We start from the raw sequence: 22,729 nt of genomic DNA, 5'->3' as shown, positions 1-22,729 counted from the left end.
GGATCGTAAAGCACCAATGGAACATGCGATGACAGGCAAATCGAGTCTATGGTTGCGGATCGTTCCGGCAGCGGCGCTGATGGCGCTGTCTGCCGGGCCGGTCCTGGCCCATCATTCCTTTCGCGCTTACGACATGGCCAAGTCCATGACCGTGTCGGCGACGATAAAGGAGTTCCGTTGGGGCGCGCCCCATTCGTCGCTGATCGTGATGTACAAGGACGCCAAGGGCAAGATATCGTCCATGTCGCTGGGCAGCGGAAGCCCACTGCTGTTCGTAAAGCAGGGCTTTCAGCCACGCGATTTCCATAGCGGGGACAAGGTACAGATCATCTATCATCCTAATGTAAGCGGTCTGCCGGGCGGTTTCATGTCGAAATTGACCATGGCGGACGGCCGGTCCTATTCCGATACGGAAGCCAGCGCACTGCAATCGGGCAAGCCGCAGGGCGCACCCACAGGACGTCCGCAGTCATGATGGGTGTAAAAATCCGCACCCTCGGCAGGCGTCGTATTGCATGGCGCGGTGCATCTCTCGCGGTGGCGCTACTGATGCCGTGCGCCGCACTGGTCGCCCAGACGCCGTCAGCAGTTCCAGCCGCGACCGCCAATCTGGAGGGCGTGTGGCAGATCGCCACGCCGACCGGCAGCCTCAAACCGGTGGCGGGGGCCATCCCCTTCACGGCGGAGGGCCGCAAAGCCTATGAGCGGAACAAGGGGCTGAAGGCGCGCAAGGACTATGACGCCTATGACATCGCCACATCCCGTTGCAGCACGCCCGGCGTGCCGCGCCTGATGCTGACGCCCAAGCGCTTCAAAATCTGGCAGCAGCAGAATGTCGTGACGTTCGATTTCGAATGGAACCGCGCGATCCGCCAGATCGACGTGCGCGGCCTATCTGTCGATCCGCCAGTCGTGCCGAATATGACCGGCGTGTCCAAAGGGCATTGGGAAGGCGACAGTTTGGTCGCGACGACATCGGACGTTTCCGAACGCACGCTGATCGACGATCTCGTCCCGCACAGCATTGACATGAAGGTGACGGAGCGAATCCGCCTGGTCGACGCCAACACGCTGGAGGACCGCGTGACGATCGCCGATCCGGTCAATTTCACGCAGCCATGGACCAGCGTGATCACCTACAAGCGCCAGCCCGACGCGGCTTTTCCAGAGGATGTCTGCATGGACCGCATCGCCAAGCATCAGTCGGCGTTCGCGTCTTGATCGCGCAATCGGTTCCGGCTCGCCGCCGTTCGCCGTTTTCGCGCAAGGCTACCATTCTGGCTTGCCTTGCCCTCACGTTGACCCAGTCCGTCGGCGCGGCGGCGCAAATGCCGCCGCCGCCCGGTCAGGGGGCGGAAGGCGGCGAACCGCCCAGCCCCTTCCCGCCACCGCCGCCGCCGACACCCGCGGAAAAACTGGTAAGCGAATTGCCACCGGCCGCACCCGGCGTCGTCCAGCCGCTCGCGCCGTTCACGGCCGAAACGCCCAGACCCCCCGCCGATCCGCGCGATCTTCGCGGCACCTGGGTGCATAACCAGCCGCTGGAATTTCGCGTGCAAAGGGACATGTACGGCGCAGTCCTGCCCTATACGATGGAGGGCGCCAAGGTGCTGGCGCGCCGCGTCAACGCGCTGACCACCGGCAAGCCTTTCCTCAACGCCTCGGCACAATGCCGTCCGCCCGGCCCGCAATGGCAGCGCGACCTGGGCATGCCGTTTCAGATATTCCAGTCGAAGGGCGTGGTAGATTTCCTATTTGAAGAATATCATGGCCGCTGGACCATCCTGCTCGATCCCGCCGTCGCGCCGAAAACGGCGGAAAAGCCCTATATGGGCCGGTCGGTCGGCCACTGGGACGGCAACACGCTGGTCGTCACCGTCGAAGGGTTTCGCCAGACGCTCTATTTCGACGTGAACGGAACCCCGCTATCGACCCGCACGACGCTGACCGAGCGTATTCGCAAGGTCGATAACGGCAAGACCAAGCCTTATCTGGAAATCGTCACGACGGTCGATGACCCGCTTTATTACACCGCGCCCTGGACGATCGTGCGGACCTATTCCTGGCAGCCCGAACTGGCGCTGTTCAAGGAATATAATTGCGAAGAGCAGCTGGGCGATCCGGATCAAAGCAACAATCCCAACGCGGGCATGGTGCCGGAACCGGAGGATGGCGGATCATAGATACGCTTACGCGATGCTGAGCCTATATTGTATCGCGGAATAGACGCCCAAGGCCTGCGTCCGCCGCTCATGCCTATTGTGGGGCTGTCGCATTCCGTTCATGCGTCAGCCCCAGCGGTTTCAACGGGTTGCCGACAAGACCGCTGACCATGGCCGCCTGTATGGTGGTGGCGGGCCAGACCTTCGATAGCGGGCCGACCAGGCGATCCCGGATCAAGGGCAGCAGGTGGCTGTCTGACTGATAGACCGGTGTAAACAATGCAGTAAGCCACTGATAGGTCAGGACATGGCGTCGCCGCAGCTGGATGCCGCGACGAAGGCCCGCATCCACGCTGTTCGCTTCCGCCAGACCCCGGGCTAGCGCCCAGGCGTCCAGCAGGGCCATGTTGGCACCCTGCCCAAGCTGGGGACTGGCGGAATGCCAGGCATCACCGATATGGACCAACGCCGTCTCCGCAGGCGATCGCAAGGTTCGGTGGGCGTAGCGAGCGAAGGTCAACTGGCCGGGATCATCAATCTGGTCGAGCAGGCGCGCGCATTCCGGCCAGAGTGCGGCAACCTGCGCCTTCCATGGCCCCAATCCGGCCCTGTGCCAGTCATCAAGGCGATCGGCGCGCAACGACCAGAAGAAGGCGGCCTTTGGCGCTTTCGCGTCAGACGAGATGCCGATCGGCAGGACGCCCGCCATGATACTGGCGCGGTCATAGCGCTGTGCAAGGGCGTGGGGATCGAAGCCTTCATCCTGGGGCCAGTCGAGACTGGCCCATAGAGCGCCATAGGCCAGTTCCCGCCCGGTCGGTGGCGCCAGCGGTGTGCGCGTGCCCAATGCGTCGACAACCAGGTCGTAAGGAATGCCGACGTCACCATCGGCAAAGCGAAGGGCGCGTTGCGCACCGATTGGCTCGCTGCCGATCAACGTTCAACCAGTATGAACGATGATGCCTGCCTTCACCACGGCCTCATGCAATATCGCGAACAGGCTGGCCCGGTGGATGCCGATGCCGAACGTCCCGCGCTGGCGCAAGGCGGCATAATGGACGTCCAGCACGACGCGCTTGCCCGCCTTGCCGAACAGACGGTCGATCCGCGATCCCCGACGCAGGACTTCGTCCAACAAACCCAGTTGATCAAGGACCGCCATACCCGTGGGTTGGATCATCAGGCCAGACCCGATGGGGCGGGGCGTGTCGAACCGTTCGAACAGGGTCACATGATGGCCCGCGCGATGGAGCAACAGCGCTGCGGCCAGTCCACAAGGCCCGCAGCCTGCGATCGCGATAGTCAGACCCTGCATGGCCGCCGTCTAGACGAGCGAACAGCGCCTTCCAAGAGGGGGAAAGCCGAACTTAATTCATGTCGATCGCTGGAAGGGAATGCATAAGCGGTCTGCCATGTCCCAATCATCCTCGCGAACGAAACGCTGCTTATACCATTTGTCATGGCAGGGTTGATGCCGCATCTGCCTGCCATATCCGGGAAATCTTTCCTTACAGATCGGACAATGCATCCCTGATCGTTTTGATGCATTTGGATAGGCAATGATCGACATCCTGCTGGCTTCTTTCCTTGGCGCGTGCCTGATGCCCCTCATTGCGCGCGTCGTCGGCAAGGGCGCCGGGCTGCTGATCAGCCTACTGCCTGCCGGGCTGTTCGCAGCCTTCATCGCCCTGGCGCCCGTGGTCGAACGGGGCTGGGTGAAGGGCGAAGGGGTGAACTGGGCGCCATCGCTGGGGTTCGACCTGACTTTCCGGCTGGACGGATTTTCCTTTCTCTTTTGCCTTCTCATCACCGGGATCGGCACGCTGGTCGTCATCTACGCCGGTGGCTATCTGACCAACAAGGACGGGCGCCAGCGCAGCCGTTTCTTCATGCTCATCCTGTTGTTCCTCACCGCCATGCTGGGCACGGTGCTGGCGGAAAACATGCTGGTCATGCTGCTGTTCTGGGAAGCGACCAGCATCCTGTCCTTCCTGCTGGTCGGGTTCGATTCGCGCAGCGCCCGATCGCGCAGGGCGGCGGTCATGGCGCTTCAGGTGACGGCGTTTGGCGGGCTGGCGCTGCTCGCTGCGATCCTGATGATGGGGCACGTGCTGGGTGGCTATTCGATGGCGGCGGCGGTGGCGCGGGCGGACATACTGGTCGCCAGCCCATGGGGCACGCCGATCGTCCTGTGCATCCTGATCGCCGCCTTCACGAAATCGGCGCAATTTCCGTTTCATTTCTGGCTCCCTAACGCGATGCAGGCGCCCACGCCAGCGTCCGCCTATCTCCATTCCGCCACGATGGTGAAGCTAGGCATCTACCTGTTGGCGCGGTTCGAACCATTGTTCGCCGCGACGGGCTGGGGCAGGGCGGTCGTGATCACGGTCGCCTGCATCACGATGCTGATGGCCGCGCTCCAGACATTGCGGGCGGAAAATTTCAAGTCCGCGCTCGCCTATTCGACGATCGCGTCGCTGGGCATATTGGTCCTGCTCGTTGGCCTCGACGGACCAGCGGCCAGCGTCGCCATGGTCGGCTTCCTGCTCGCCCATGCGCTGTACAAAGCGGCGCTGTTTTTCTGCGCCGGGTCAGTGCTGCACGCAACGGGGCAGCAGAATTTGCGCGCGCTGGGAGGCCTCGCGCGTTTCCTGCCGCTGACGGCGCTGGCCTGCGTGGGCGCGAGCCTGTCGATGGCGGGCATTCCGCCATTTCTGGGCTTCATCTCCAAAGAGTTCCTGTTCGAAGCGCAACTGGAAAGCAGTTGGGAACTGACCCCGCTCGCCATCGCCGTGCTCGTCAACGCAGTGATGGTGGGCGTGGCTGGCGTCATTACATTGCGGCCTTTCTTCCTGGGCCGGGGCAAGCCCATCGAAGTGCACCATGGCGAAAGTTTCTCGCTTGTCATGCCGCCCCTGCTGTTGTCACTGGCGGGACTTGTCATCAGCCTTCAGCCCGAATGGATCACGCGCGTGGCGCTGCGCCCCGCCGTCGCGGCGGTCTATGGTCGCGCTGTCGAGGTCGATATCTCCATCTGGCATGGCGTCACGCCCATGTTGCTGCTCAGCATCGTCGTCGTCACGGTCGGCGTGCTGATCGTCCGCTTCTGGCAGCCCATCCATGTCCGTCTGCGTCGGGTCGGATGGATCGACGCCGTTGCCCTGGAGCGGTTGTGGGACTGGAGCCTGCGCGACACAGTGGTCAAAGCGCGCAGTTTGACCGGATGGATCCAACATGGCGACCTGCGTCGCTATCTGTGGCTGGTGATCGCTATGATGGTCGGGCTGATCGCCTGGTCCGTCATCGCATCGGGCGCAGTGCCGCGCCTGCCGCCGCTGGGCGATGTACGCATTGGATTGACGCTGGTCGCGCTGGTCGGCCTTGGCGGCGCGATTGCGGCGAGCCGGGCCAAGACGCTGCTTAGCGCAATGATCGCGACCGGCCTGACGGGCTTTGCCACCGCCATCACCTTCATGGGCAATGGCGCGCCCGATCTCGCGCTCACGCAATTCACGGTCGAAGCGCTGATCGTCGTTTTGTTGACGGCGTTGCTGCTCGCCGTGCCGTTGGCCAGTCCGTCCACGCGCACGGCGGGGCTGCGCCGGGCCGACGCCCTTATCTGCACCACGCTGGCGATCGCGCTGTTCCTTGGCTTTGCCGACATGACCGTCATCGATCATCAATCGGCCGCGAGCGAGTTTTACGGACAGATGAGCTATATCGCGGCGCAAGGGCATAATGTCGTCAATGTCATCCTTGTCGATTTCCGTGCCTTCGACACGCTGGGCGAAACGATGGTGATCGCCATGGCGGCGGTGCTTGCCCGATCCCTGCTGATGTCGCGCGGCGGGGACGTGCCCGCCGACGAACCCCAGCCGGTCCATTTCTCGCTGCACGTCACCGGGCGCTGGCTTGCCGGGCTGCTGCTGCTGGCGTCGCTCGTCATATTGTGGCGCGGGCATGATCAGCCCGGCGGCGGCTTTGTCGGCGGGCTGGTCGCCGCGTTGGCCTTCGCGCTGCTCGCTTTGGCCTATGGCGTGGGCAGCGCGGAACGATCCCTGCGGGTCCATCCGCTGACCTTGGTCGGCGTAGGCATATTGCTGACGGTGTTGAGCGGGATGCCCGCGATGCTGGTCGGGCAGCCCTTCCTGACGCATTTATGGTGGCAACCGGGATGGGGCTTGCCGAAACTGGGCACGACCCTTGTCTTCGATATCGGCGTCTATCTGGTCGTGTGGGGGGCGGTTCTCGCCTTCCTGTTCGGCTTGCAGCGGGAGGCGGCACGATGACCCTGCTTTATGCTTTTGTCGGTGCGGGGACGGTTGGCTGCGGCCTCTACATGATCCTGTCGCGCAATCTGGTGCGCATGTTGCTGGGCTTCTCGTTGCTCGCGACCGGCGCCAATCTGCTGCTGTTCCTGGCGGGACGCGTCCGCAGCCAGCAGCCGCCGATCATCGTGGACGGGGAACAGCGGCTGGGCGAAGCGGCCGATCCGCTGATCCAGGCGCTGATCCTGACCGCCATCGTCATCGGCTTTGCCCTGACCGTGGTGATGGCGACACTGGTGCTGCGCGCCTGGCGCCAGTCCGGCAGCATCCGCGCGGAGGACGCCAATGCCGCCGAAGCGATGGGCGCGCCGCCAAAGCCGGGTAATGAAGCATGACCGACGCCCTGCTGCTCATCGCCCCGGTTGTCATTCCCTTCATCGGCGCAGCGATCGCCATGCTCGCCCGTAAACAGGCCGCTCTGGCCGGAGCCACCGGCCTTGTCACCAGCCTGCTGCTTGCAATCGCATCGGCCTTGCTGTTCAGGCGGGCCATGACCAGCGGCAGCACGCCGTTGACCCTGTTCGGCAACTGGCCCCAGGGCATGGGGCTGAGCTTTTCCGCGACTTTGCCCGGCGTCGCACTAGTCATGGTGACCGCGCTCGTGGCGCTGGCCGCCGCCATCTATGCGCCGGTCGACATCGGGCCACGCCGTCGCCGCGCGGGCTATGATCCGATGATGCTGGCGATGATCGGGGCTGTGAACGGCGCGTTCCTGACCGAAGATCTGTTCAACCTCTATGTCTGGTTCGAACTGGCGCTATTGTGTGCCATCGGCCTGCTGACGCTCGATCGCCGTCCAGCCCAGGTCCACGCAGCCATCCGCTACGCAGCCTTCGCCATGCTCGGCGCGACCTTCATCCTGCTCGGCATCGGCATGATCTACGGCATCACCGCCACGCTCAATATTCATGAGGCAGCGGCGGCACTGGCCCAATCGCCGCCAAGCGTCGCATCGGCCACGGCGGCGGCGCTGCTGCTCGGCGGTTTTGCGCTCAAGGCGGGGCTGGTGCCGTTCCACCTCTGGCTGCCCGCCTCCTATCATGTCGCCCCGGCGAGCGTGACGGCGGTCTTTGCAGGATTGCTGACCAAAATGGGCTTCTACGCCCTGCTGCTGATCTTCGCAGGGCTGTTCGGCACCGCTTCGGGATCGCCCGCCGCCGCGCAAATGGTGCCGCTGTTCGGCATCATCGCCGCCGCCACGATGCTGGTCTGCGTCGCAGGCGCGCTGGCGCAGACGGATATGCGCCGCCTGCTCGCCTATCATGTCATCGCGCAGGTCGGCTATATGATGGCGGGTCTGGCGATCGCCACGCGCGAAGGCGTCGCCGCCGCCATCTTCTACATGGTCCACTCGATCATCGTGCAGGCGAACCTGTTCCTGGGCGCGGGCCTGATCCGCCGGGCCAGCGGCAGTTGGGATCTGACCCGCACCGGCGGCATGGTGCGGCACGATCCGCTCTTCGCTGCGCTGTTTGCGGTGCCGGTGCTGTCGCTGGCCGGTATCCCGCCCCTGTCCGGCTTCTGGGCCAAGATGATCGTCATCCGCGAAAGCCTGGATGCGGGCATAGCGTGGATCGGCGGCGTCGCCCTGATCGCCGGGCTGCTGACGATCGTGTCGATGGCGACCTTCTGGTCCGATGCCTGCTGGAAGGATACGCCCGGTCAGCGCATCCGGCGTGTGCCCCGAACCGGCTTGGGCGCCATGGCGCTCTTGTCCGCAGCTACGGTCCTGATCGGCCTGTTCCCGCAAGGATTGTGGGCGGTCACCCAGCAATCCGCCCGCATGATGGAGATGGGGCGATGACGATAGGGCGTCAGGTAAGGGCCATCATCATTCTGGCCGCGGTCTTCCTCTGGGATCTCACCACCGCATCGCTGGACGTTGCGCGTATCGTGCTGTCGCCCGGCACCGTCACGACCCCCGCGATCATTGTCGTACCGGTCGTGCTGCAACGGCCATGGGCCGTCGCTTTGTTCGCCTATTTCACGTCGCTCACGCCCGGTTCGACCTGCCTTCATGTCTCCGACGACCGCAAGCAGCTCTTCCTGCACGTCCTCAGCAGCAGCGATACAGCGCAGACGGTCGCGCGCTTCAAGTGCCTCTACGAACGCTGGATATTGGATCTGGAAGGATCGCCACGATGAGTCTCTTCCTGTCCATCTTGTCGGTCGTCCTGGCGATCGCGCTCTGCCTCGCCGGTTGGCGCATGGTGCGTGGTCCCAGCGTTGCGGATCGCTTCATCGCGCTCGACATGCTGACCGCCGTAGCGGTGGGCTTCGCCGCCATCACCGCCGTTGCGACAGGGCGGGGCGCCTTTCTCGACATCGCCTTGGGCATCGCGCTCATCAACTTCGTCGCAACCGCTGCCTTTGCGGTGTTCCTGGAACGCAAAAGGAAATCGGAATGACAATCTTTGCGATGCTGCTGATGGCGCTGGGCGCTGCCTTCCTGCTGGTCGCCGCCATTGGCGTAATCCGCTTGCCCGATCCGCTCCAGCGCCTGCACAGCGCGGCCAAGGCCGGGACGATGGGCACCGCCCTGATGCTGGTCGGCGCGATCCTATCTGGGAAAGTCGACGCCAGCGCCAAGGGGTTGCTCACGCTGCTCTTCCTGCTGCTGACGCTCCCGCTGGGCGCACAGCTGCTGGGGCGGGCGACCTATATTTCGGGTACGGCTTTGAAAGGGATCAAGGACGATCCGCTCGACCAGCATCTGGACCGCACGAAAGAGCCGAAAACGCCCTAATCGGGCAGCCGCGACAATCCCTCTTCCTCGCTCGACACCGGCCGACCGCTGGTGATCTGTCCGCGCACATCCTGCAATATGTCCTGCGCTTCGGCCGATAATTCGGGATTGCGCAAATGGCTGTCGATGATCTGTAGAAGGCGCGATTTGGAGTCCTGGCTGGCTCGGGCCGCCGCTTCATCATCATCGTCGAACAGGCGATCGATCGACAATCTGGCCCGATCGATCATCCGCACCAGCGACCCGGATGCGTCCGGTTCCTCCCGCCCCAATTCCAGACCAAGCCGTTCCAGCCGGTCCGCCCGCCGGTTCAGCCGGTCGCGCAGATCCGGATCGTCCGCCACCTTGGCGCCCCGCCGATGCAGGCTGGATGCATCCGCCAGCGCGTCCGCCAAGGCTTCGAAGGCGAAATCGTCATCGCTGTTGAACATCCCGGTCATCTCCTTTGGTTACCGCCATAGGACCAACCATGGCCGGGATCGTGCGTTCCAAAATTCAGAGGCAAGGTAGGTCCGTCGGTTCGCTATCGGGGCCAGGATGCCATCCCGGGCGTTGGGATTGAATACTTTGAACGCGGACCAACAAAAATGACGATGCCATCTGACACCATGGCCCGCCGCGCCATCATGACGTTGCTGGATAGCCGATCGGCAGACGCGACGATCTGTCCCAGCGAAGCGGCAAGAGCGCTGGTCGCCGCCGACGGTGCTTCACAGAAGGACGACTGGCGCAGCGCCATGCCAACCGTCCACGCCGCCGTCGATCAGTTGCTGTCGGAGGGGCTGGTCAGCCTTAGTTGGAAGAAAGAGCCGCTGACCGAGCGGGCCGGTCCCTATCGGATCAGTCGTGTTGTCGGTATCTGACCCGCTATGCCTTGTGCGATGGCACGAAGCGCCAAATGATGAAGGCGGCAATGAGGATCAACGTCGCAGGCACGATCCCGAACGCATAGCGGATCGCATCGATCGCGCCGGCGCTTTGGGCTATGCCCTGCTTGGCCGCCGCCGCGTTGAAACCGCCGACCGCCAAAATGCCGCTCACCACCAATGTGCCGCCCAGCGCGATGCCCGCCTTTTCGATGATGGACCAGATCGCTGCGAAGGAGCCTGCCGTATCGCGGCCGGTTTCGTCACACGCCTTGGCCATCGTGTCGGTCAGCAGCGACAGCGCGATCAGCCCCCATCCCGAATTGAACAGCCCCACAAAGCCCGAACAGACATAGGTCACCCAAATGGGGCCGCTCCCGGCATTGGCCCAGACGATCAGCGTCAGCGCATGGCCGATCGCCGCGACGACATAGCTATTACGCTTGCCCAGCAGCCGGGCGACCAGCACCCAGAAGGGCGATACGACCAGCACCACGACGCCCGCAATGGCGACCAGAATGCCCAACTGAACCAGCGCATCGGTGCGGCCCATATTATAGGTGATGAAGAAGGCCATGGCCGCGGAGCATGTCCCCGCCGCCACCGTCATCGCGACGGCCGAACAGCACAGGATACGAAACGGCCTGAACGCCAATGTCGCAGCAAATGCCGCCAGCGACAGCGTACGGTCGACCGGCGCGACGACCCTGATCCTGCGCACGGCGCTCCAGGCGGTAATCAGGCTGAGCGCCGCGATCACGCCCAGCAGCCCAGCCCCCATGATATAGGCGCGGCGGTCGCCGCCCAGTTCATGGATGATCCAGGGCGTCAGCGCAGACCCAAGCAACAGACCCGTCCCGGTCCACGCATGTTTCCACGCCATCAGCACGGTGCGCTCCTGCGGGTCGCTGCTGATTTCGGAAAAATGCGCCAGAAACGGCACCGAAAAACTGGAAAAGACGATCATGTAGAAGCTGAACGCCAGCACCACATAGGCGACCTGAAGGCCTATGCCGGTATCGGGCACGAAGAATATCGCCACCATCGCCAGCGGCGCCAGCGTTGCACCGACCAGCAACCAGCGCCGTCGCGCGAAACGATAGAGATTGCGATCCGACACGATGCCGATCGTCACGTCGCTCAGCGCGCCAACAATGACCTTGGGCATGAAGATCGCGGCGCCCGCGACGACCGGCGGAATGCCAATGATGCTCGACAGATAATAGAGCAGCAGGATCATGGGCGCGTCACGGAACAGCTGGTTGCCGATCTGGCCCATGCCGTAGAGCGCCTTGACGCGGGTGGAGAGGGGCGCAGCGGCCGCGATCATGCGTCCCACCCCGCGGCCGCGACGATCGCGCGATTAAGGCGCGTCTGCCGCACCGCATCTGCGTGCAGGACGCTGCGATTGGGCAGGCCGCGCACGGCAGCGACGAACTCCAGCATCTGCGTCTCGAAATAATGCGAGATGCCATCGTTGAAGAGCGCCGCGTCCTTGGCCCCCTCGCGCGATGGCACCACGATCGGTGCGCCTTCGATCCGCAGTTCGTCGCCATTGTCGATGCAGATGGTCGCATGGTCGAAATGGACGGTTTTGCGGTTCATGGTCGCCTTTTGATTATAGGACACGTGGATCGACGCCAGCACATCGTCGGGATAGCGCAGCAGGATCATCGCTTCATCCTCAGCCTGCCAGCCGGATTGATGGCGCGCGGCTTCCACATGGATACGCAGCGGATCGACCTCGCCCACGACGAGTTGCAGAAAATCGATCGCGTGCGGCGCGAACAGGCTGAGCACCAGCCCTTCGTCCCGCGTACGCGTCGCCCACCATGGCGCCTGCGGCCCGTCCCAAAATACGCACATGGCGATATTGACGGCGCGCAATCGGCCAAATTCCGCGCGGCGGTCCTGAAAGGTCCGCACCGCCTCCACATGACGAAATGTATGGCCCGCCGCCAGGATCAGGCCGGTTTCCTCAGCGATGGCGGCGATATGTTGGGCATCCTCTACCGTTTCGGCAAAGGGCTTTTCGACCAGCACGTGCCGACCCGCCTTCAACGCCTGCTCCACCTGCGCGGCATGGAGCACGTTGGGCGTGCAGATCACCACGGCCTCTACCGCATCGAGCGCCAGCGCCGCGTCCAGCGATGTCAACGCGTGCAGCGCGCCATGTTCCTGCGCGACCTTCGCCGCCTGGTCCGGGTCAGGGTCCACCACGGCAACCAGGCGCAGCAAGCCGGGATGGCGGGTTATGGCCTTGATATGCATCGGCGCGATCCGGCCGCAACCGATCACCGCGATGCCCAAAGGCCGTGCCATCTTATCGTCGCCCGTCATGGAAGCTCCCGTCGTCGTACATGCTTGCCCGGCAAAAAAGCTGCCGACCCGATCAAGCGTCCAGATGCTGGCGGATCAAACCGGCCGTCTCGACGGCATGGGTGGTGAACGGGTAGCCGGACCAGGGCAGGTCCATCACCGCGATATTAGGCCGGACACCCTTCGCGCGCGCCGTGACGGCAGACATGCCGTCCTGCGGATTGAGGATCAGCACAGGATGCCGCACCTGACGCAGCGCTCCTGCAAAATCATAAGCGAACGCGGCGTCATGCCCCCAGCTTCGATGGATGGGATCGCGGTTCATTTCCCAGAAAAGCTGCCACGCCACGTCGTCGCTCAATCCTACGCGTAATGGCGCGAACTTCTTCCACCGTTCCGGCAGGCTGGCCGCCGCCGCTTCCAGATCAGGCGAGGCGGATGTCGACAACCGGCTCTGATAACCGGCCACCTCCTGCGGCGTGAACATCGGCGCGGTATGCAGCACGATGCGGCGGACGGCAGCGGGCCGCTGCAATGCCATTTCCACCGCCGTTGCCGATCCGGTATTGCTGCCGACCAGATCGACTGTCTTTATCTTCAATCCGTCCATCAAGTCCCAGATCGCCCCGGCAAAGTCGGCGATGGTCGATGGCGTCGATGGCCGATCCGACAGGCCAAAGCCGGGATTGTCGGGCGCGATCGCCAGTCGGTCCGTGCCCATCAACGGCAGGAAATCGGCAAAACCGATCGCCGATGCCGGTGACGCATGCAGGCAGAGCATTGGCACAGCCTTGGTGGGTCGCGCAGGCTTGACGAAGCGATAGTGGATCGCGCCAAATCGGCACGGCTGCATATCATGCTGAAGGCTGTTCGCCGCAGCACCGCCAGCCACCGGTGGGGCGGCCGTGATGGCCGCTTCGGCGGACGTCTCGGTTAGCGCCAGCCCCACGGCAGCAAGGCCGAACAACATCTGGCGACGATCGGGCATTTGGGCGGTCACATCCTGTTCCTCATGCGCGTGGCAACTTGCCCGCATGTCGGCACAGATTGTCAGCCCGCGCACGTTTCTTGCGCCGATTATCGCTGGGTGGATAAAATGGAGACACTCTCCGACACGGACCGGCCAGTGGAACCAGCCCGCCGGATATTCAGCCCATGCCATTCCACACCGGCGCCAGATAGGCGACCGGGTCTTTGAGCAGATCGGGATGAAGCCGGGACGTCGCCTCGATCCAGCTTGGCGGCAACTGGTCGATGGAGGAAACGAACCCGCCCACGCCGACCGCCAATATATGGCCGGGACGATCGCCCATGCCCATCCAGGATCGCCAGCTTATGGTGGTGGTGACGCTGGTAGTGCAGACCGGTCGCTTTACGGCCGGGTTCGCCATGTCCGCCGCCTTGGCGCGGTAGGTGACGATCTCGTTATAGAGCGACGGCTTGCCGCCGGGGATTGGCAAAGTCGACATGCTGCGTTCGTTCAGCAGCACGTCCCCGCCGACGATCTCGACATTTTCCACCACATTCCTGAATTGCAGCCCGGCGCCTTCGGCCACGCTAATGGTCGAGTCCGCCTGGATGCGCACGGGGCTGGGGTGGGGACTGCGCTCGGGCGTCTGCATCATTTGCCCGGTATAGGGGTTGCGGACGGACGATTGGACGTCGATGTTTTGAAAATCGGTAAAATAGGCCGCTTCACCCCGCGCCGCGATATAGCCGCCATCCTTATGCGGGCGGTAACGGGAGAAGGACGCGCTCACCATGCCCAGCATCGGTGTGATGGCGCCGTCGGCCAGGCCGAAATATTGGCTGCGCAGCCAGTAGATGACCAGTCGATCGTCCAGCGCGCCGCGCATCATGATCAGCGCCCGCAGCTTGCCTTCGGGCGTGTCGTAACCCGGTATCGACCCGGTCGCCGCCGTCGCGCCACGCGGCGCTGCGACGGCGGTCGCCAGTCCACCCAAAAGCCCCAATGCGCTGCGGCGCGGCATGACCATATCCGACATGATGTATCCCTTTTGCGCGCGATCTATGGATGCAATCACCCGCGGGCGATGATCGTTAGATAGGCGGTTACAGACATCATGTGTTCGGATGGTCGTCGTGCGACGCAACGTACGTGCGCTCATTGCTCGCAGGGCGGGCAACGGATCGTCGGTCCGATGACATCAGCCCGCCGACATCCCCCGGGTCAAGCGGCGCTCTTCTCCGATCGCGCCACGCTGTAGCGATTGTCCGGCACCGGCAGGCCCAGATGATCGCGGAAGGTCGCGCCCTCATAATCGGTGCGGAACAGGCCGCGCGCCTGCAGGATCGGCACCACCTTGTTCACGAACAGGTCAAGCTGCCCCGGCAACGGTTCGAAGATGACGAAGCCGTCCGCCGCGCCGCTTTCGAACCAGGCCTGCAACCGGTCCGCCACCGTTTCGGGCGTCCCAACGAACGCGCCGCGCGGGGTCGCCAGCCGTTCCGCCACCTGCCGCAAGGTCAGATTTTCGGCCCGGACTTCGGACAGGATGCGCAGCGTCCCGCTCTGCTGGCTGTTGAGGCCGATATGTTCGACATCGGGGAAGGGCGCGTCGAGATCATATTGGCGGAAATCATGGTCGTTGAAGGTGCGTGATAGATAGCCAAGGCCGGTGTCGATCGATTCCAGCGCCACCAGTTCGCGATAGCGCGCTTCCGCTTCCTCGTCCGTGTCGCCGACGATCGGCGCGATGCCCGGCAGGATGAAGAGCTGATCGGGATCGCGCCCGAAACCCTTGGCCCGCGCCTTCACGTCGGCATAATAGGCCTGGCCGTCCTCCTGCGTCGGCGCGTGGGTGAAGATCACTTCCGCCCGGCGCGCGGCGAAGCTCCGGCCGTCATCCGACGCGCCCGCCTGGAAGATGACCGGCTGGCCCTGCGGCGTGCGCTTGATATTCAGCGGGCCGCGCACCTGAAAGAACTCGCCCTTATGATCCAGCCGGTGCAGCTTGTCGGGATCGACGAACTGGCCCGTCGCCTTGTCCGCGGCATGGGCGCCATCCTCCCAACTGTCCCACAACCCCTGGACGACATCCAGATATTCGCCGGCGATGCGATAGCGCACGGCATGGGCGGGATGTTCGGTCTTGCTGAAATTGGCGGCAGTGTCGCCCAGCCAGGAGGTGACGACATTCCACCCCGCACGCCCGCCGCTCAGATGATCGAGCGAGGCGAACTGGCGCGCAACGTTGAAAGGTTCGGAATAGCTGACCGTCAGCGTGGCGACCAGCCCGATGCGCGATGTCGTGGCGGCCAGCGCCGACAGGATCGTCAGCGGCTCGAACCGGTTGAGATAATGGGGGCTGGATTTTTCCGTGATCGACAGGCTGTCGGCGACGAACAGGAAATCGAACTTGCCGCGCTCCGCACTGGCCGCCTGCCGCTGATAATGAGCAAGGTCGGTGCTGGCGTTGACGTCGCGATCGGGATGCCGCCAGTCGTTCCAGGTGCGGCCCACGCCATGCAGGATGAAGCCGAGCTTGATATGCCGCTGTTGAACCATGGGATCGTCCTTCCAGGAAAAAATGATGATCCTGGATAGGTCCGGGGATACAGGCGGACCAACGCGGACTGCTACGTCGCTTATGATTTGACCAAATAGGTCCGCGCTACAGCCCCTCCGCTTCCACCCAATGGGCGCTGGTGATCTCGCGGGCGAGCGCCCAAACCTGTCGCCGGATGTCCGGCACGGCGACGATTTCCCAATGCGCGCCGCGCGTCATCGGGCCGACGACATGCAACCGCGCCTGCGCCTCGCCATGGGCATCGATGGCATGACATTGGCGATCGACATCAATGCCGATCGCCAGCGGATCGGGCCGGATCGCACCGCGATCATAGAGGTTGCGCAGCAGCGGATCACTCACGCGGCGCAGGTCGCCCAGAGGCCCGGTACAATTGACGACACGCGCCACCTTCAGCACCTGCGTCGCCGCCGCGCCGCGCGGGCGTATGCCCATGGTCAGGCCATCACCATCGCGCACAGCGGTCGTCACCTTGCCCGCCCGGACCTCCAGCCGCCCTTGCGCGCGCAGCGCCTCCAGCCGCTGCGCGACCTGCGGCGCGATCCGGTGGCGATGCACATCCCAATAGGGGCGCAGATGGCGCAAGAATCGACTGCGTTCGTCCGCGCTCGAGGCGCGCCACATATCGGGGGTGAACGGCCGCAATTCATCGACGGCATTGCGCCAGCCGATCTGCGCCGCCCGTTCGCGCAGCCCCCGCACCAGAGCGGATATCGATCCGACCGGTCGCTCGCTGCGCACCGCATAGGGCGGGGCGGGCGCATGGGCGTGCGGCGCCAAGCCACGACGCGACAGAGCGATGATCTTCCCATCGAATCCCGCGCTGTCCAGGCTCAGCGCGCAATCGACGGCGGTCAGCCCGCTGCCCAGCAGCAGGATGCTGTCCTGCGGTCCCAACCCTGCGGCAATATCGGTCGCCCAGGGATCATCGACATAGGCGGGGCGATCCAGCCCGACAAAGGCGGGCAGGTCGTGCGGCGGCAGATTGCCCGGCGCGATCACCGCGACGTCGGCCGCCAGCGTCGCACCCGATCGCAGCAAGACGAAAGCGCCATCGTCCGCCACGACCAGATCGATGGCTTCGTCGCTGACGATCCGGATGCGATCGCCTGCCTTCGTCCGCGCCTCGTCCAGCATCGCGCAGAGATACGCGCCATAATCGCGCCGCGTGGCGAAACTGCCTTCCTGGCCCAGCCCCTGCGCGCTCAGCCAGTCCACGAAATGGCCGGGCTGGTCAGGCAGCGCGCTCATATTGGCGGCGCGGACATTGAGGATATGGTCGGCTTGCGCCGCGCCGTACGCCAGACCGCGTCCCAGCCGTTCGGGCCGCCGCTCCACCAATGTCACGCGCACATTGCCATGCCGCAACAGGTTGATCGCCAGCAACACGCCGCTGAAGCCACCCCCGACAATCGCGACATGATCGACCTTCAACACGGATCAAGCATTTCTAATGGTTCCATCAGCATTGCTTGTGGGACATATCTCTACTGTTAAAATAGATAAAGGCCTATCTGCAAAGGAAGGTCAAGATGAGCCTGTTTCATTCCCTGAGCGAGCGATGGACGCGGTTGCGCGTCGCGGCGCGCCGCGAATTTCTGCGCGACCCCGACGTTGTCCTGTTCGAACGGCAGCCTGAACCGCGCCGCGAAGGTGCGCATGGCCGCTGATATCCTCTCGCGCCGTCTGTTCATGGGCGCTGGTGCCGCATCCTGCCTGTTGTTGGCGGGATGCGGGAAAGCCAAGGATGGCCGTCCGACATTGCGCGTGTCCATTACGGGCAAGGGAGAGGTGGACTCCCGGCTCCTGTTTAAGGTAGCGGGTATCAAGCCCGAAGGCTTCGACCTGACCTATAGCGAGTTCCAGTCTGGCCATCTGGTCGTGGAAGCGCTCAACGGCGGTTCGCTCGATTATGGCGGGATGAGCGAAATCCCGCCGATCTTCGCGGCGGCCTCCACCATCCAGAGTTTCCGCCAGATCGCGGTCCTCCATGGCGACGTCAATAACCAGGTGGTGCTGGTGCCCAAGGGATCGAAGGCGAAGACCATCGCCGATCTCAAGGGCAAGCGCGTCGGCTATGTTCGCGCGACGACTTCGCAATATTTCCTGATCCGGATGCTAGAAGAAGTCGGCCTTAGCTGCGACGACATCACGCCAGTGGCGATGGGCGTGTCCGACGGAGCCGCCGCCTTCTCGCAAGGGGCGCTCGACGCCTGGGCGATCTACGGCTTCCCAATTCAGCGCGCCATCGCGACCGAAGGCGCCCGCATCCTCAAGACCGCCCATGGCATATTGTCGGGCAACTATCTCGTCGCTGCCCATGTCGACGCACTGGCCGATCCGGAAAAGGCGAAGTTGATCGGCGACTATCTCGCTCTCGTGCAGAAAGCCTATGGCTGGGCCGCAGCGAACCAGGACGCATGGGCGACGATCATCGCGAAAGATATCGGCGTCCCGCGCGAATACGTGGTCGATCAGTTCAAGCGCAAGAGCGCGTCCTATGAACTGCGCCCGGTCACCGACCAGGCGATCGCGTCGCAGCAGCAGGTCGCGGACCTATTCTATCGGCAAAAACTGCTGCCCAAGGCGGTCGACGTGCGTCCGCTCTGGGATGCCCGCTTCAACGATGCCATTCCCAAGAGAGGCTGAACATCATGGCCACCCAGGCAATTCTGCGCGCCGACGCGCCCGCATCCGTCGCCCCGACCACTGACAACCAACTCGATCGCCTGACCCGGCGACTGGCGGACACGGCAGAGCAGTATGACCGCAGCGGCGAATTTCCCCGCGCCAATTTCGACCTGCTTGCCAGCGAAGGGCTGATCGGCCTCACCGTACCGACCGACCTTGGCGGACGCGGCGCCAGCCTAAGCGAAGCGATCCGGGTGCTGGGCGCGGTCGCCAAGGGCGAGCCGTCGACCGCGCTCATCCTGTTCATGACCTATCATTATCACGCCACCCCGGCGCGGGCGCGCACCTGGCCCCAGGCGATCTACGAGCGACTGGCGCGGGACGCGGTCGCGGGCAGGGGGCTGATCGGCGGCCTGCGCGTCGAACCGGAACTGGGCACGCCTGTGCGCGGCGGCCTGCCCGCCACCATCGCGCGACGCACCGCCGATGGCTGGGCGATCAGCGGGACGAAAATCTATTCGACCGGATCGACGGGTCTGGACTGGTTCTCCGTCTGGGCGAAAACCGATGAGGACGAACCGCGCGTCGGCAATTTCCTGGTGCGGTCGGACAGCCCCGGCATCGATATCGAACCGGTCTGGGATCATCTGGGGATGCGCGCCACCGTCAGCCATGCGGTGCATTTCACCGATACGCCGACACCGCTCGACCATGCGGTCGATATCCGCCGTCCCGAACAATGGGCGACGGGGGCGAGCGATCCCAGCCAAGCGATCTGGAACGCGCTCGCCATTTCGACCATCTATGATGGCGTCGCGCGCGCCGCGCGGGACTGGCTGCGCACCTATCTCAACGATCGCGTGCCGACCAACCTTGGCGCTTCGCTCGCCACCCTCCCGCGCGTGCAGGAAAAGTTCGGAGAGATCGAAGCGCTGCTGCAGGTCAACCGCACCCTGATCCGCGACGCCGCCGCCCGCCATGATGTGAGTGACCCACCCGATGCGGTGGAAGTGAACGGCATCAAATATGTCGCCACCGCCAACGCCATCCGCGCGGTGGAAATCGGCCTCGAACTCACCGGCAATCCAGGCATCAGCCGCAAGAATCCGCTCGAACGTCATTATCGCGACGTGCTGTGCAGCCGCATCCATTCGCCGCAGACCGACACGATATTGGTCGCTGCCGGTCGCGCCGGGTTGGGGCGCTGACATGTCGCTGATCATCGCCAGTCAGATGGATGCCGATTTCAATCGCGGCCTTGGCCGGCATCCCATCGCGCCGATCCTGATCGATGTCGCAGACGACGAGCCCTGGACCGCGGCGGCGGAGGCCGACATGCTGCTGGTGCGGCCCTCTGTAGCGTGGCGCGAACCATCGATCGTCCGCCCGCGCGCCTGGCCGGGGCGGTTGAAATGGGTCTATAGCGCATCGGCCGGGATCGATTTCTATCCATCCTGGCTGCTCGACGCGCCGCTCGTCACCTGCGGGCGCGGCGTCGCGGCGGATGAGATTGCGGACTATGTCATCGCCGCCATCTACGCCCACGCCAAGAATTTGGAGGCGATTACCGTGCGATCGCGCGCGCAATGGATCAACGTTCCACTCGGGCGCGTGTCGGGCACCACCATCGGCATCGTCGGCCTGGGTGCGATCGGCCAGGCGGTCGCGCGGCGCGGCCTGGCGCTCGGCGCGCAGGTCGTCGGCCTGCGCCGCACGGGCGCGCAGTCGGGGATCAGCGGCGTGGAGCATGTCGGCGATATCGACACGCTGGTGTCGCGCGCCGATCATATTGTCATCGCCGTACCCGCCACGCCGCAAACCCGCCATCTGTTCGACGCGACCCTGCTCGCCAAGGTGAAGCCCGGCGCGCATATCATCAACGTCGCGCGCGGATCGGTGATCGATCAGGATGCGCTGATACAGACGCTGGATGGGGAAGGTGGGCCGGGCTTCGCGACGCTGGACGTGACCGACCCGGAACCGCTGCCGGACGGCCATCCACTCTACACCCATCCGCAGGTGCGGCTGACCCCGCACGTGTCCAGCAACCATACGCAGGTGCGCCACCGGCTGCTGGAAAAGATACGCGACGACATCAGTCGCTTCGCGCGGGGGAAGCGCCCAGCGACATCGTCGATCCGGCGCGCGGTTACTGACGATCAGGCGTCAAAGCGCCTCCACCGTCTCCCGCGCCAGTTCCGCCAGCCGATGTGCCGCCTTGTCCAGCTTGTCGCCGGACCGCAGGATCGCGGCCACGCGCGGCAGGGACGGCAGCCGTTCATGCTCCAGCGCAGCGCTATTCTCCAGGAACAAATGCGTGCGGCAGGTAATGCCCAGGCCTGCGCCCACGGCGGCCTTCAGCGTCGCCAGATTGGGCGTTTCCACCGTGATCCGCCATTGCAGCCCGGCATCTTCCAGCGCCCGGATCGCTGCCTCGCGGAAACGGCAAGGTTCCTCCAGCACCGCCAGCGGAATGACGTCGCGATCGACCAAGGTCGCCTCGCCATACCAGCTCATCGGCGCGACTGTGACGGCATCGGCATCGTTGGGCGCGGCGAAGCCCAGCAATATGTCCAGTTCACGCCGCTCCAGCAATGCCTGCAATTCCGCGGTGCCAGCGACGCGCGCATAGATTTGCGCGTCGGGATGCAGTTCGGAAAAGCGCGACAGCAGGCCGGTCAGCAACGTGTCGGCAAAATCCTGCACCATGCCGATCCGCGCCGGTCCCGCAAAGCGCCCGGCGCTCACCGCCGCGACCGCTTCGTCATGCAACAGCAGAACGCGGCGGGCATAATCGAGCAGCACCGTACCGGCGGTCGTCAAAATCAGCCGCCGCCCCTCCCGCAGGAACAGCGTCTGCTGCACCAGTTCCTCCAGTCGCTTGATCTGCAGGCTAAGCGCCGATTGGGTGACGAACACCTGTTCGGACGCGTTCAGCATCGATCCTGTGTCGACGATGGCAACAAAGCTGCGGAGCAAATTGGTCGGCAGATTGACCGGCACGAAGAACCTCTTTGATTGAAGGGGAGGAACCGATCCGATGCCGGAAACGGAGATAGGCTTATCGCCGATGCTTATATATCAATCAAAATAGTAGAGATTTATCGCACCAAGCAAAATCTTGGCCGTTGTCGGCGTCTCACCGAAATCCGCCAGTTCCAACGCTTATCCGCCGCTCAGCCGCGATGAAATGCGACCTATGACAAATGCTGATAGGTCGGCGCAGAAAAACTTAATTGAAACGGTAGACAATTCATGTTGGGCTTCTCCGTAGCTTAACAAAGGGCCGGACATGGCGGTTTTGACGATCAATGACATATCGCGGGCAGGGCAGGGGCGTGTCGCTTCGGCGAAGCGCCCCTTCTCCATTTCCCGCTTCGGCGGCCGCTGGCTGTCGCCCGTGCTGCTGTTGCTGCTGTGGGAAGCAGGATCGCGCATCGGCCTGATCCCGGAACGCACACTGGCAGCGCCTTCGGCTGTGCTGGGCACCTTGCTGGAGATGGTGATTTCCGGCGAACTTCCCTCGAACCTGCTCGTTTCCTTCGCGCGTGTTGCTGTCGGCCTCCTGATCGGTGTGAGCCTCGGCTTGGTACTTGGCCTGGTCGCTGGCCTGTCCCGATCGGGCGAACTGGCCGTCGATCCGCTCATGCAGATCAAGCGCACCATCCCCGCGCTGGCGCTCACCCCGCTCTTCATCGTCTGGTTCGGCATCGGCGAAACGCCCAAGGTCGCGCTGATCGCCTTCGGCACCATCTTCCCGGTCTATCTCAACCTCTATAGCGGCATCCGCAGCGTCGACCTGCGCCTGCTCGACGCTGCCAAGAGCTTTGGCCTCAGCCGTTGGGAGCAAGTGTGGCATGTCATCCTGCCCTCGGCCTTGCCCTCGCTGCTGGTCGGGCTGCGCTACGCCCTGTCGGTGTCGATCCTGGTGCTGGTCGTCGCCGAACAGATCAACGCCTCGGCCGGGCTTGGCTATCTCATCAACAACGCTCGCGATTTCATGCGGACCGACATCATCGTCGTCTGCCTCATGGTCTACGCCATTCTCGGCCTTGGCGCCGACTGGCTGGTCCGCACGATCGAAGCCCGCGCCCTGATCTGGCGCCCCAGCATAGTGGAGCAATAA

At 64.0% G+C, this 22,729-nt stretch carries 24 protein-coding genes and 1 pseudogene; 15 read left to right on the top strand and 10 right to left on the bottom strand.

The genetic code is table 11. The features are described from left to right. The first annotated feature begins 28 nt into the window (after positions 1-28). From U5A89_RS11905 to U5A89_RS11895, 3 genes are all read left to right on the top strand, one after another. On the top strand, positions 29-475 hold the full coding sequence (locus U5A89_RS11905) for a DUF6152 family protein (protein ID WP_338161325.1): 447 nt from the start codon (positions 29-31) through the stop codon (positions 473-475). Between the two features lie 62 nt (positions 476-537). Beyond that, complete coding sequence (locus tag U5A89_RS11900) at positions 538-1,221, top strand: hypothetical protein (RefSeq protein ID WP_445190651.1); 684 nt, start codon at positions 538-540, stop codon at positions 1,219-1,221. Between the two features lie 77 nt (positions 1,222-1,298). Beyond that, positions 1,299-2,183, top strand: coding sequence for a hypothetical protein (locus tag U5A89_RS11895; RefSeq protein WP_338161324.1), 885 nt, complete (start codon positions 1,299-1,301; stop codon positions 2,181-2,183). A gap of 73 nt (positions 2,184-2,256) precedes the next feature. On the opposite strand, the gene U5A89_RS11890 is transcribed toward U5A89_RS11895, so the two are convergent. Then, positions 2,257-3,099, bottom strand: coding sequence for an FAD-dependent monooxygenase (locus tag U5A89_RS11890; protein WP_338161323.1), 843 nt, complete (start codon positions 3,097-3,099; stop codon positions 2,257-2,259). Positions 3,100-3,102: 3 nt separating this feature from the next. Further along, positions 3,103-3,477 carry an FAD-dependent oxidoreductase gene (locus U5A89_RS11885; RefSeq protein ID WP_338161322.1) on the bottom strand — a complete coding sequence of 125 codons (375 nt, stop codon included), beginning with the start codon at positions 3,475-3,477 and terminating at the stop codon, positions 3,103-3,105. A 244-nt stretch (positions 3,478-3,721) separates the two neighbouring features. Between U5A89_RS11885 and mbhE the strand changes: the two genes are divergently transcribed. From mbhE to mnhG, 6 genes are read left to right on the top strand one after another with little or no spacing between them, the layout of a single operon-like run. Next, entirely contained in the window at positions 3,722-6,451 is a 2,730-nt protein-coding gene (gene mbhE, locus U5A89_RS11880; protein ID WP_338161321.1) for a hydrogen gas-evolving membrane-bound hydrogenase subunit E, read from the top strand. Next, positions 6,448-6,825: a sodium:proton antiporter gene (locus U5A89_RS11875; protein WP_338161320.1), complete on the top strand. Its 378-nt coding sequence runs from the start codon at positions 6,448-6,450 to the stop codon at positions 6,823-6,825. The genes mbhE and U5A89_RS11875 overlap by 4 nt, the downstream gene beginning before the upstream one ends. Next, on the top strand, positions 6,822-8,294 hold the full coding sequence (locus U5A89_RS11870; protein ID WP_338161319.1) for a proton-conducting transporter transmembrane domain-containing protein: 1,473 nt from the start codon (positions 6,822-6,824) through the stop codon (positions 8,292-8,294). Before U5A89_RS11875 ends, U5A89_RS11870 begins: the two co-directional genes overlap by 4 nt. Next, a complete protein-coding gene (locus U5A89_RS11865; protein WP_338161318.1) occupies positions 8,291-8,635 on the top strand; it encodes a Na+/H+ antiporter subunit E in 345 nt (114 codons plus the stop codon). The genes U5A89_RS11870 and U5A89_RS11865 overlap by 4 nt, the downstream gene beginning before the upstream one ends. After that, positions 8,632-8,898: an MrpF/PhaF family protein gene (locus tag U5A89_RS11860; protein WP_338161317.1), complete on the top strand. Its 267-nt coding sequence runs from the start codon at positions 8,632-8,634 to the stop codon at positions 8,896-8,898. Before U5A89_RS11865 ends, U5A89_RS11860 begins: the two co-directional genes overlap by 4 nt. Then, a complete protein-coding gene (gene mnhG, locus U5A89_RS11855) occupies positions 8,895-9,236 on the top strand; it encodes a monovalent cation/H(+) antiporter subunit G (protein WP_338161316.1) in 342 nt (113 codons plus the stop codon). The genes U5A89_RS11860 and mnhG overlap by 4 nt, the downstream gene beginning before the upstream one ends. Here mnhG and U5A89_RS11850 read toward each other — a convergent pair. Then, positions 9,233-9,667 (bottom strand): hypothetical protein, encoded by a 435-nt coding sequence (locus U5A89_RS11850; protein WP_338161315.1) that lies wholly within the window; start codon positions 9,665-9,667, stop codon positions 9,233-9,235. The two genes, mnhG and U5A89_RS11850, sit on opposite strands and share 4 nt — an antisense overlap. A 162-nt stretch (positions 9,668-9,829) precedes the next feature. Between U5A89_RS11850 and U5A89_RS11845 the strand changes: the two genes are divergently transcribed. After that, the gene (locus U5A89_RS11845) at positions 9,830-10,099 is read left to right on the top strand and encodes a DUF3253 domain-containing protein (RefSeq protein WP_338161314.1); all 270 of its coding nucleotides are present in this window, start codon (positions 9,830-9,832) and stop codon (positions 10,097-10,099) included. Positions 10,100-10,103: 4 nt separating this feature from the next. On the opposite strand, the gene U5A89_RS11840 is transcribed toward U5A89_RS11845, so the two are convergent. The 6 genes from U5A89_RS11840 to U5A89_RS11815 all read right to left on the bottom strand — a co-directional run bounded on the left by U5A89_RS11840 (position 10,104) and on the right by U5A89_RS11815 (position 17,409). After that, positions 10,104-11,432, bottom strand: coding sequence for an MFS transporter (locus U5A89_RS11840; protein ID WP_338161313.1), 1,329 nt, complete (start codon positions 11,430-11,432; stop codon positions 10,104-10,106). Then, entirely contained in the window at positions 11,429-12,442 is a 1,014-nt protein-coding gene (locus U5A89_RS11835; RefSeq protein ID WP_338161312.1) for a Gfo/Idh/MocA family protein, read from the bottom strand. Before U5A89_RS11835 ends, U5A89_RS11840 begins: the two co-directional genes overlap by 4 nt. A gap of 52 nt (positions 12,443-12,494) precedes the next feature. After that, positions 12,495-13,421 (bottom strand): alpha/beta fold hydrolase, encoded by a 927-nt coding sequence (locus tag U5A89_RS11830; RefSeq protein WP_338161311.1) that lies wholly within the window; start codon positions 13,419-13,421, stop codon positions 12,495-12,497. Between the two features lie 148 nt (positions 13,422-13,569). Further along, a complete protein-coding gene (locus U5A89_RS11825) occupies positions 13,570-14,427 on the bottom strand; it encodes a hypothetical protein (protein ID WP_338161310.1) in 858 nt (285 codons plus the stop codon). Positions 14,428-14,612: 185 nt separating this feature from the next. Then, positions 14,613-15,950, bottom strand: a complete 1,338-nt coding sequence (locus U5A89_RS11820) for an LLM class flavin-dependent oxidoreductase (RefSeq protein ID WP_338161309.1) — start codon at positions 15,948-15,950, stop codon at positions 14,613-14,615. A 106-nt stretch (positions 15,951-16,056) separates the two neighbouring features. Next, positions 16,057-17,409 (bottom strand): FAD/NAD(P)-binding protein, encoded by a 1,353-nt coding sequence (locus U5A89_RS11815; protein WP_338161308.1) that lies wholly within the window; start codon positions 17,407-17,409, stop codon positions 16,057-16,059. 95 nt (positions 17,410-17,504) lie between these two features. On the opposite strand from U5A89_RS11815, the gene U5A89_RS11810 reads away from it, so the two are divergent. The 4 genes and pseudogenes from U5A89_RS11810 to U5A89_RS11795 form a co-directional block, all read left to right on the top strand. Next, positions 17,505-17,642: a hypothetical protein gene (locus U5A89_RS11810; RefSeq protein WP_338161307.1), complete on the top strand. Its 138-nt coding sequence runs from the start codon at positions 17,505-17,507 to the stop codon at positions 17,640-17,642. After that, a complete protein-coding gene (locus U5A89_RS11805; protein ID WP_338161306.1) occupies positions 17,632-18,621 on the top strand; it encodes an ABC transporter substrate-binding protein in 990 nt (329 codons plus the stop codon). Before U5A89_RS11810 ends, U5A89_RS11805 begins: the two co-directional genes overlap by 11 nt. A 5-nt stretch (positions 18,622-18,626) precedes the next feature. Next, positions 18,627-19,811, top strand: a complete 1,185-nt coding sequence (locus tag U5A89_RS11800) for an acyl-CoA dehydrogenase family protein (RefSeq protein WP_338161305.1) — start codon at positions 18,627-18,629, stop codon at positions 19,809-19,811. A gap of 1 nt (position 19,812) precedes the next feature. Beyond that, positions 19,813-20,586: pseudogene (locus U5A89_RS11795) on the top strand (NAD(P)-dependent oxidoreductase); the annotation flags it as partial. Between the two features lie 183 nt (positions 20,587-20,769). On the opposite strand, the gene U5A89_RS11790 reads toward U5A89_RS11795, so the two are convergent. Next, the gene (locus U5A89_RS11790; protein WP_338163030.1) at positions 20,770-21,606 is read right to left on the bottom strand and encodes a LysR substrate-binding domain-containing protein; all 837 of its coding nucleotides are present in this window, start codon (positions 21,604-21,606) and stop codon (positions 20,770-20,772) included. Positions 21,607-22,003: 397 nt separating this feature from the next. On the opposite strand from U5A89_RS11790, the gene U5A89_RS11785 reads away from it, so the two are divergent. Further along, the gene (locus U5A89_RS11785; protein ID WP_445190697.1) at positions 22,004-22,729 is read left to right on the top strand and encodes an ABC transporter permease; all 726 of its coding nucleotides are present in this window, start codon (positions 22,004-22,006) and stop codon (positions 22,727-22,729) included.

Origin of the sequence: Sphingobium sp. HWE2-09 (assembly GCF_035989265.1) — a bacterium.
GTDB lineage: Bacteria > Pseudomonadota > Alphaproteobacteria > Sphingomonadales > Sphingomonadaceae > Sphingobium.
Note: the sequence above shows the minus strand (reverse complement) of the source record. Positions and strands in the feature narration are given on the sequence as shown.

What these genes read in the sequence shown, in the direction of transcription:
- U5A89_RS11865 (WP_338161318.1), top strand. Translation starts at nt 8,291, where the DNA reads ATGACGATAGGGCGTCAGGTAAGGGCCATCATCATTCTGGCCGCGGTC.
- U5A89_RS11810 (WP_338161307.1), top strand. Translation starts at nt 17,505, where the DNA reads ATGAGCCTGTTTCATTCCCTGAGCGAGCGATGGACGCGGTTGCGCGTC.
- U5A89_RS11800 (WP_338161305.1), top strand. Translation starts at nt 18,627, where the DNA reads ATGGCCACCCAGGCAATTCTGCGCGCCGACGCGCCCGCATCCGTCGCC.
- U5A89_RS11840 (WP_338161313.1), bottom strand. Translation starts at nt 11,432, where the DNA reads ATGATCGCGGCCGCTGCGCCCCTCTCCACCCGCGTCAAGGCGCTCTAC.
- U5A89_RS11820 (WP_338161309.1), bottom strand. Translation starts at nt 15,950, where the DNA reads ATGGTTCAACAGCGGCATATCAAGCTCGGCTTCATCCTGCATGGCGTG.
- mbhE (WP_338161321.1), top strand. Translation starts at nt 3,722, where the DNA reads ATGATCGACATCCTGCTGGCTTCTTTCCTTGGCGCGTGCCTGATGCCC.
- U5A89_RS11870 (WP_338161319.1), top strand. Translation starts at nt 6,822, where the DNA reads ATGACCGACGCCCTGCTGCTCATCGCCCCGGTTGTCATTCCCTTCATC.
- U5A89_RS11875 (WP_338161320.1), top strand. Translation starts at nt 6,448, where the DNA reads ATGACCCTGCTTTATGCTTTTGTCGGTGCGGGGACGGTTGGCTGCGGC.
- U5A89_RS11845 (WP_338161314.1), top strand. Translation starts at nt 9,830, where the DNA reads ATGCCATCTGACACCATGGCCCGCCGCGCCATCATGACGTTGCTGGAT.
- U5A89_RS11850 (WP_338161315.1), bottom strand. Translation starts at nt 9,667, where the DNA reads ATGTTCAACAGCGATGACGATTTCGCCTTCGAAGCCTTGGCGGACGCG.
- U5A89_RS11835 (WP_338161312.1), bottom strand. Translation starts at nt 12,442, where the DNA reads ATGACGGGCGACGATAAGATGGCACGGCCTTTGGGCATCGCGGTGATC.
- U5A89_RS11905 (WP_338161325.1), top strand. Translation starts at nt 29, where the DNA reads ATGACAGGCAAATCGAGTCTATGGTTGCGGATCGTTCCGGCAGCGGCG.
- U5A89_RS11825 (WP_338161310.1), bottom strand. Translation starts at nt 14,427, where the DNA reads ATGTCGGATATGGTCATGCCGCGCCGCAGCGCATTGGGGCTTTTGGGT.
- U5A89_RS11805 (WP_338161306.1), top strand. Translation starts at nt 17,632, where the DNA reads ATGGCCGCTGATATCCTCTCGCGCCGTCTGTTCATGGGCGCTGGTGCC.
- mnhG (WP_338161316.1), top strand. Translation starts at nt 8,895, where the DNA reads ATGACAATCTTTGCGATGCTGCTGATGGCGCTGGGCGCTGCCTTCCTG.
- U5A89_RS11885 (WP_338161322.1), bottom strand. Translation starts at nt 3,477, where the DNA reads ATGCAGGGTCTGACTATCGCGATCGCAGGCTGCGGGCCTTGTGGACTG.
- U5A89_RS11860 (WP_338161317.1), top strand. Translation starts at nt 8,632, where the DNA reads ATGAGTCTCTTCCTGTCCATCTTGTCGGTCGTCCTGGCGATCGCGCTC.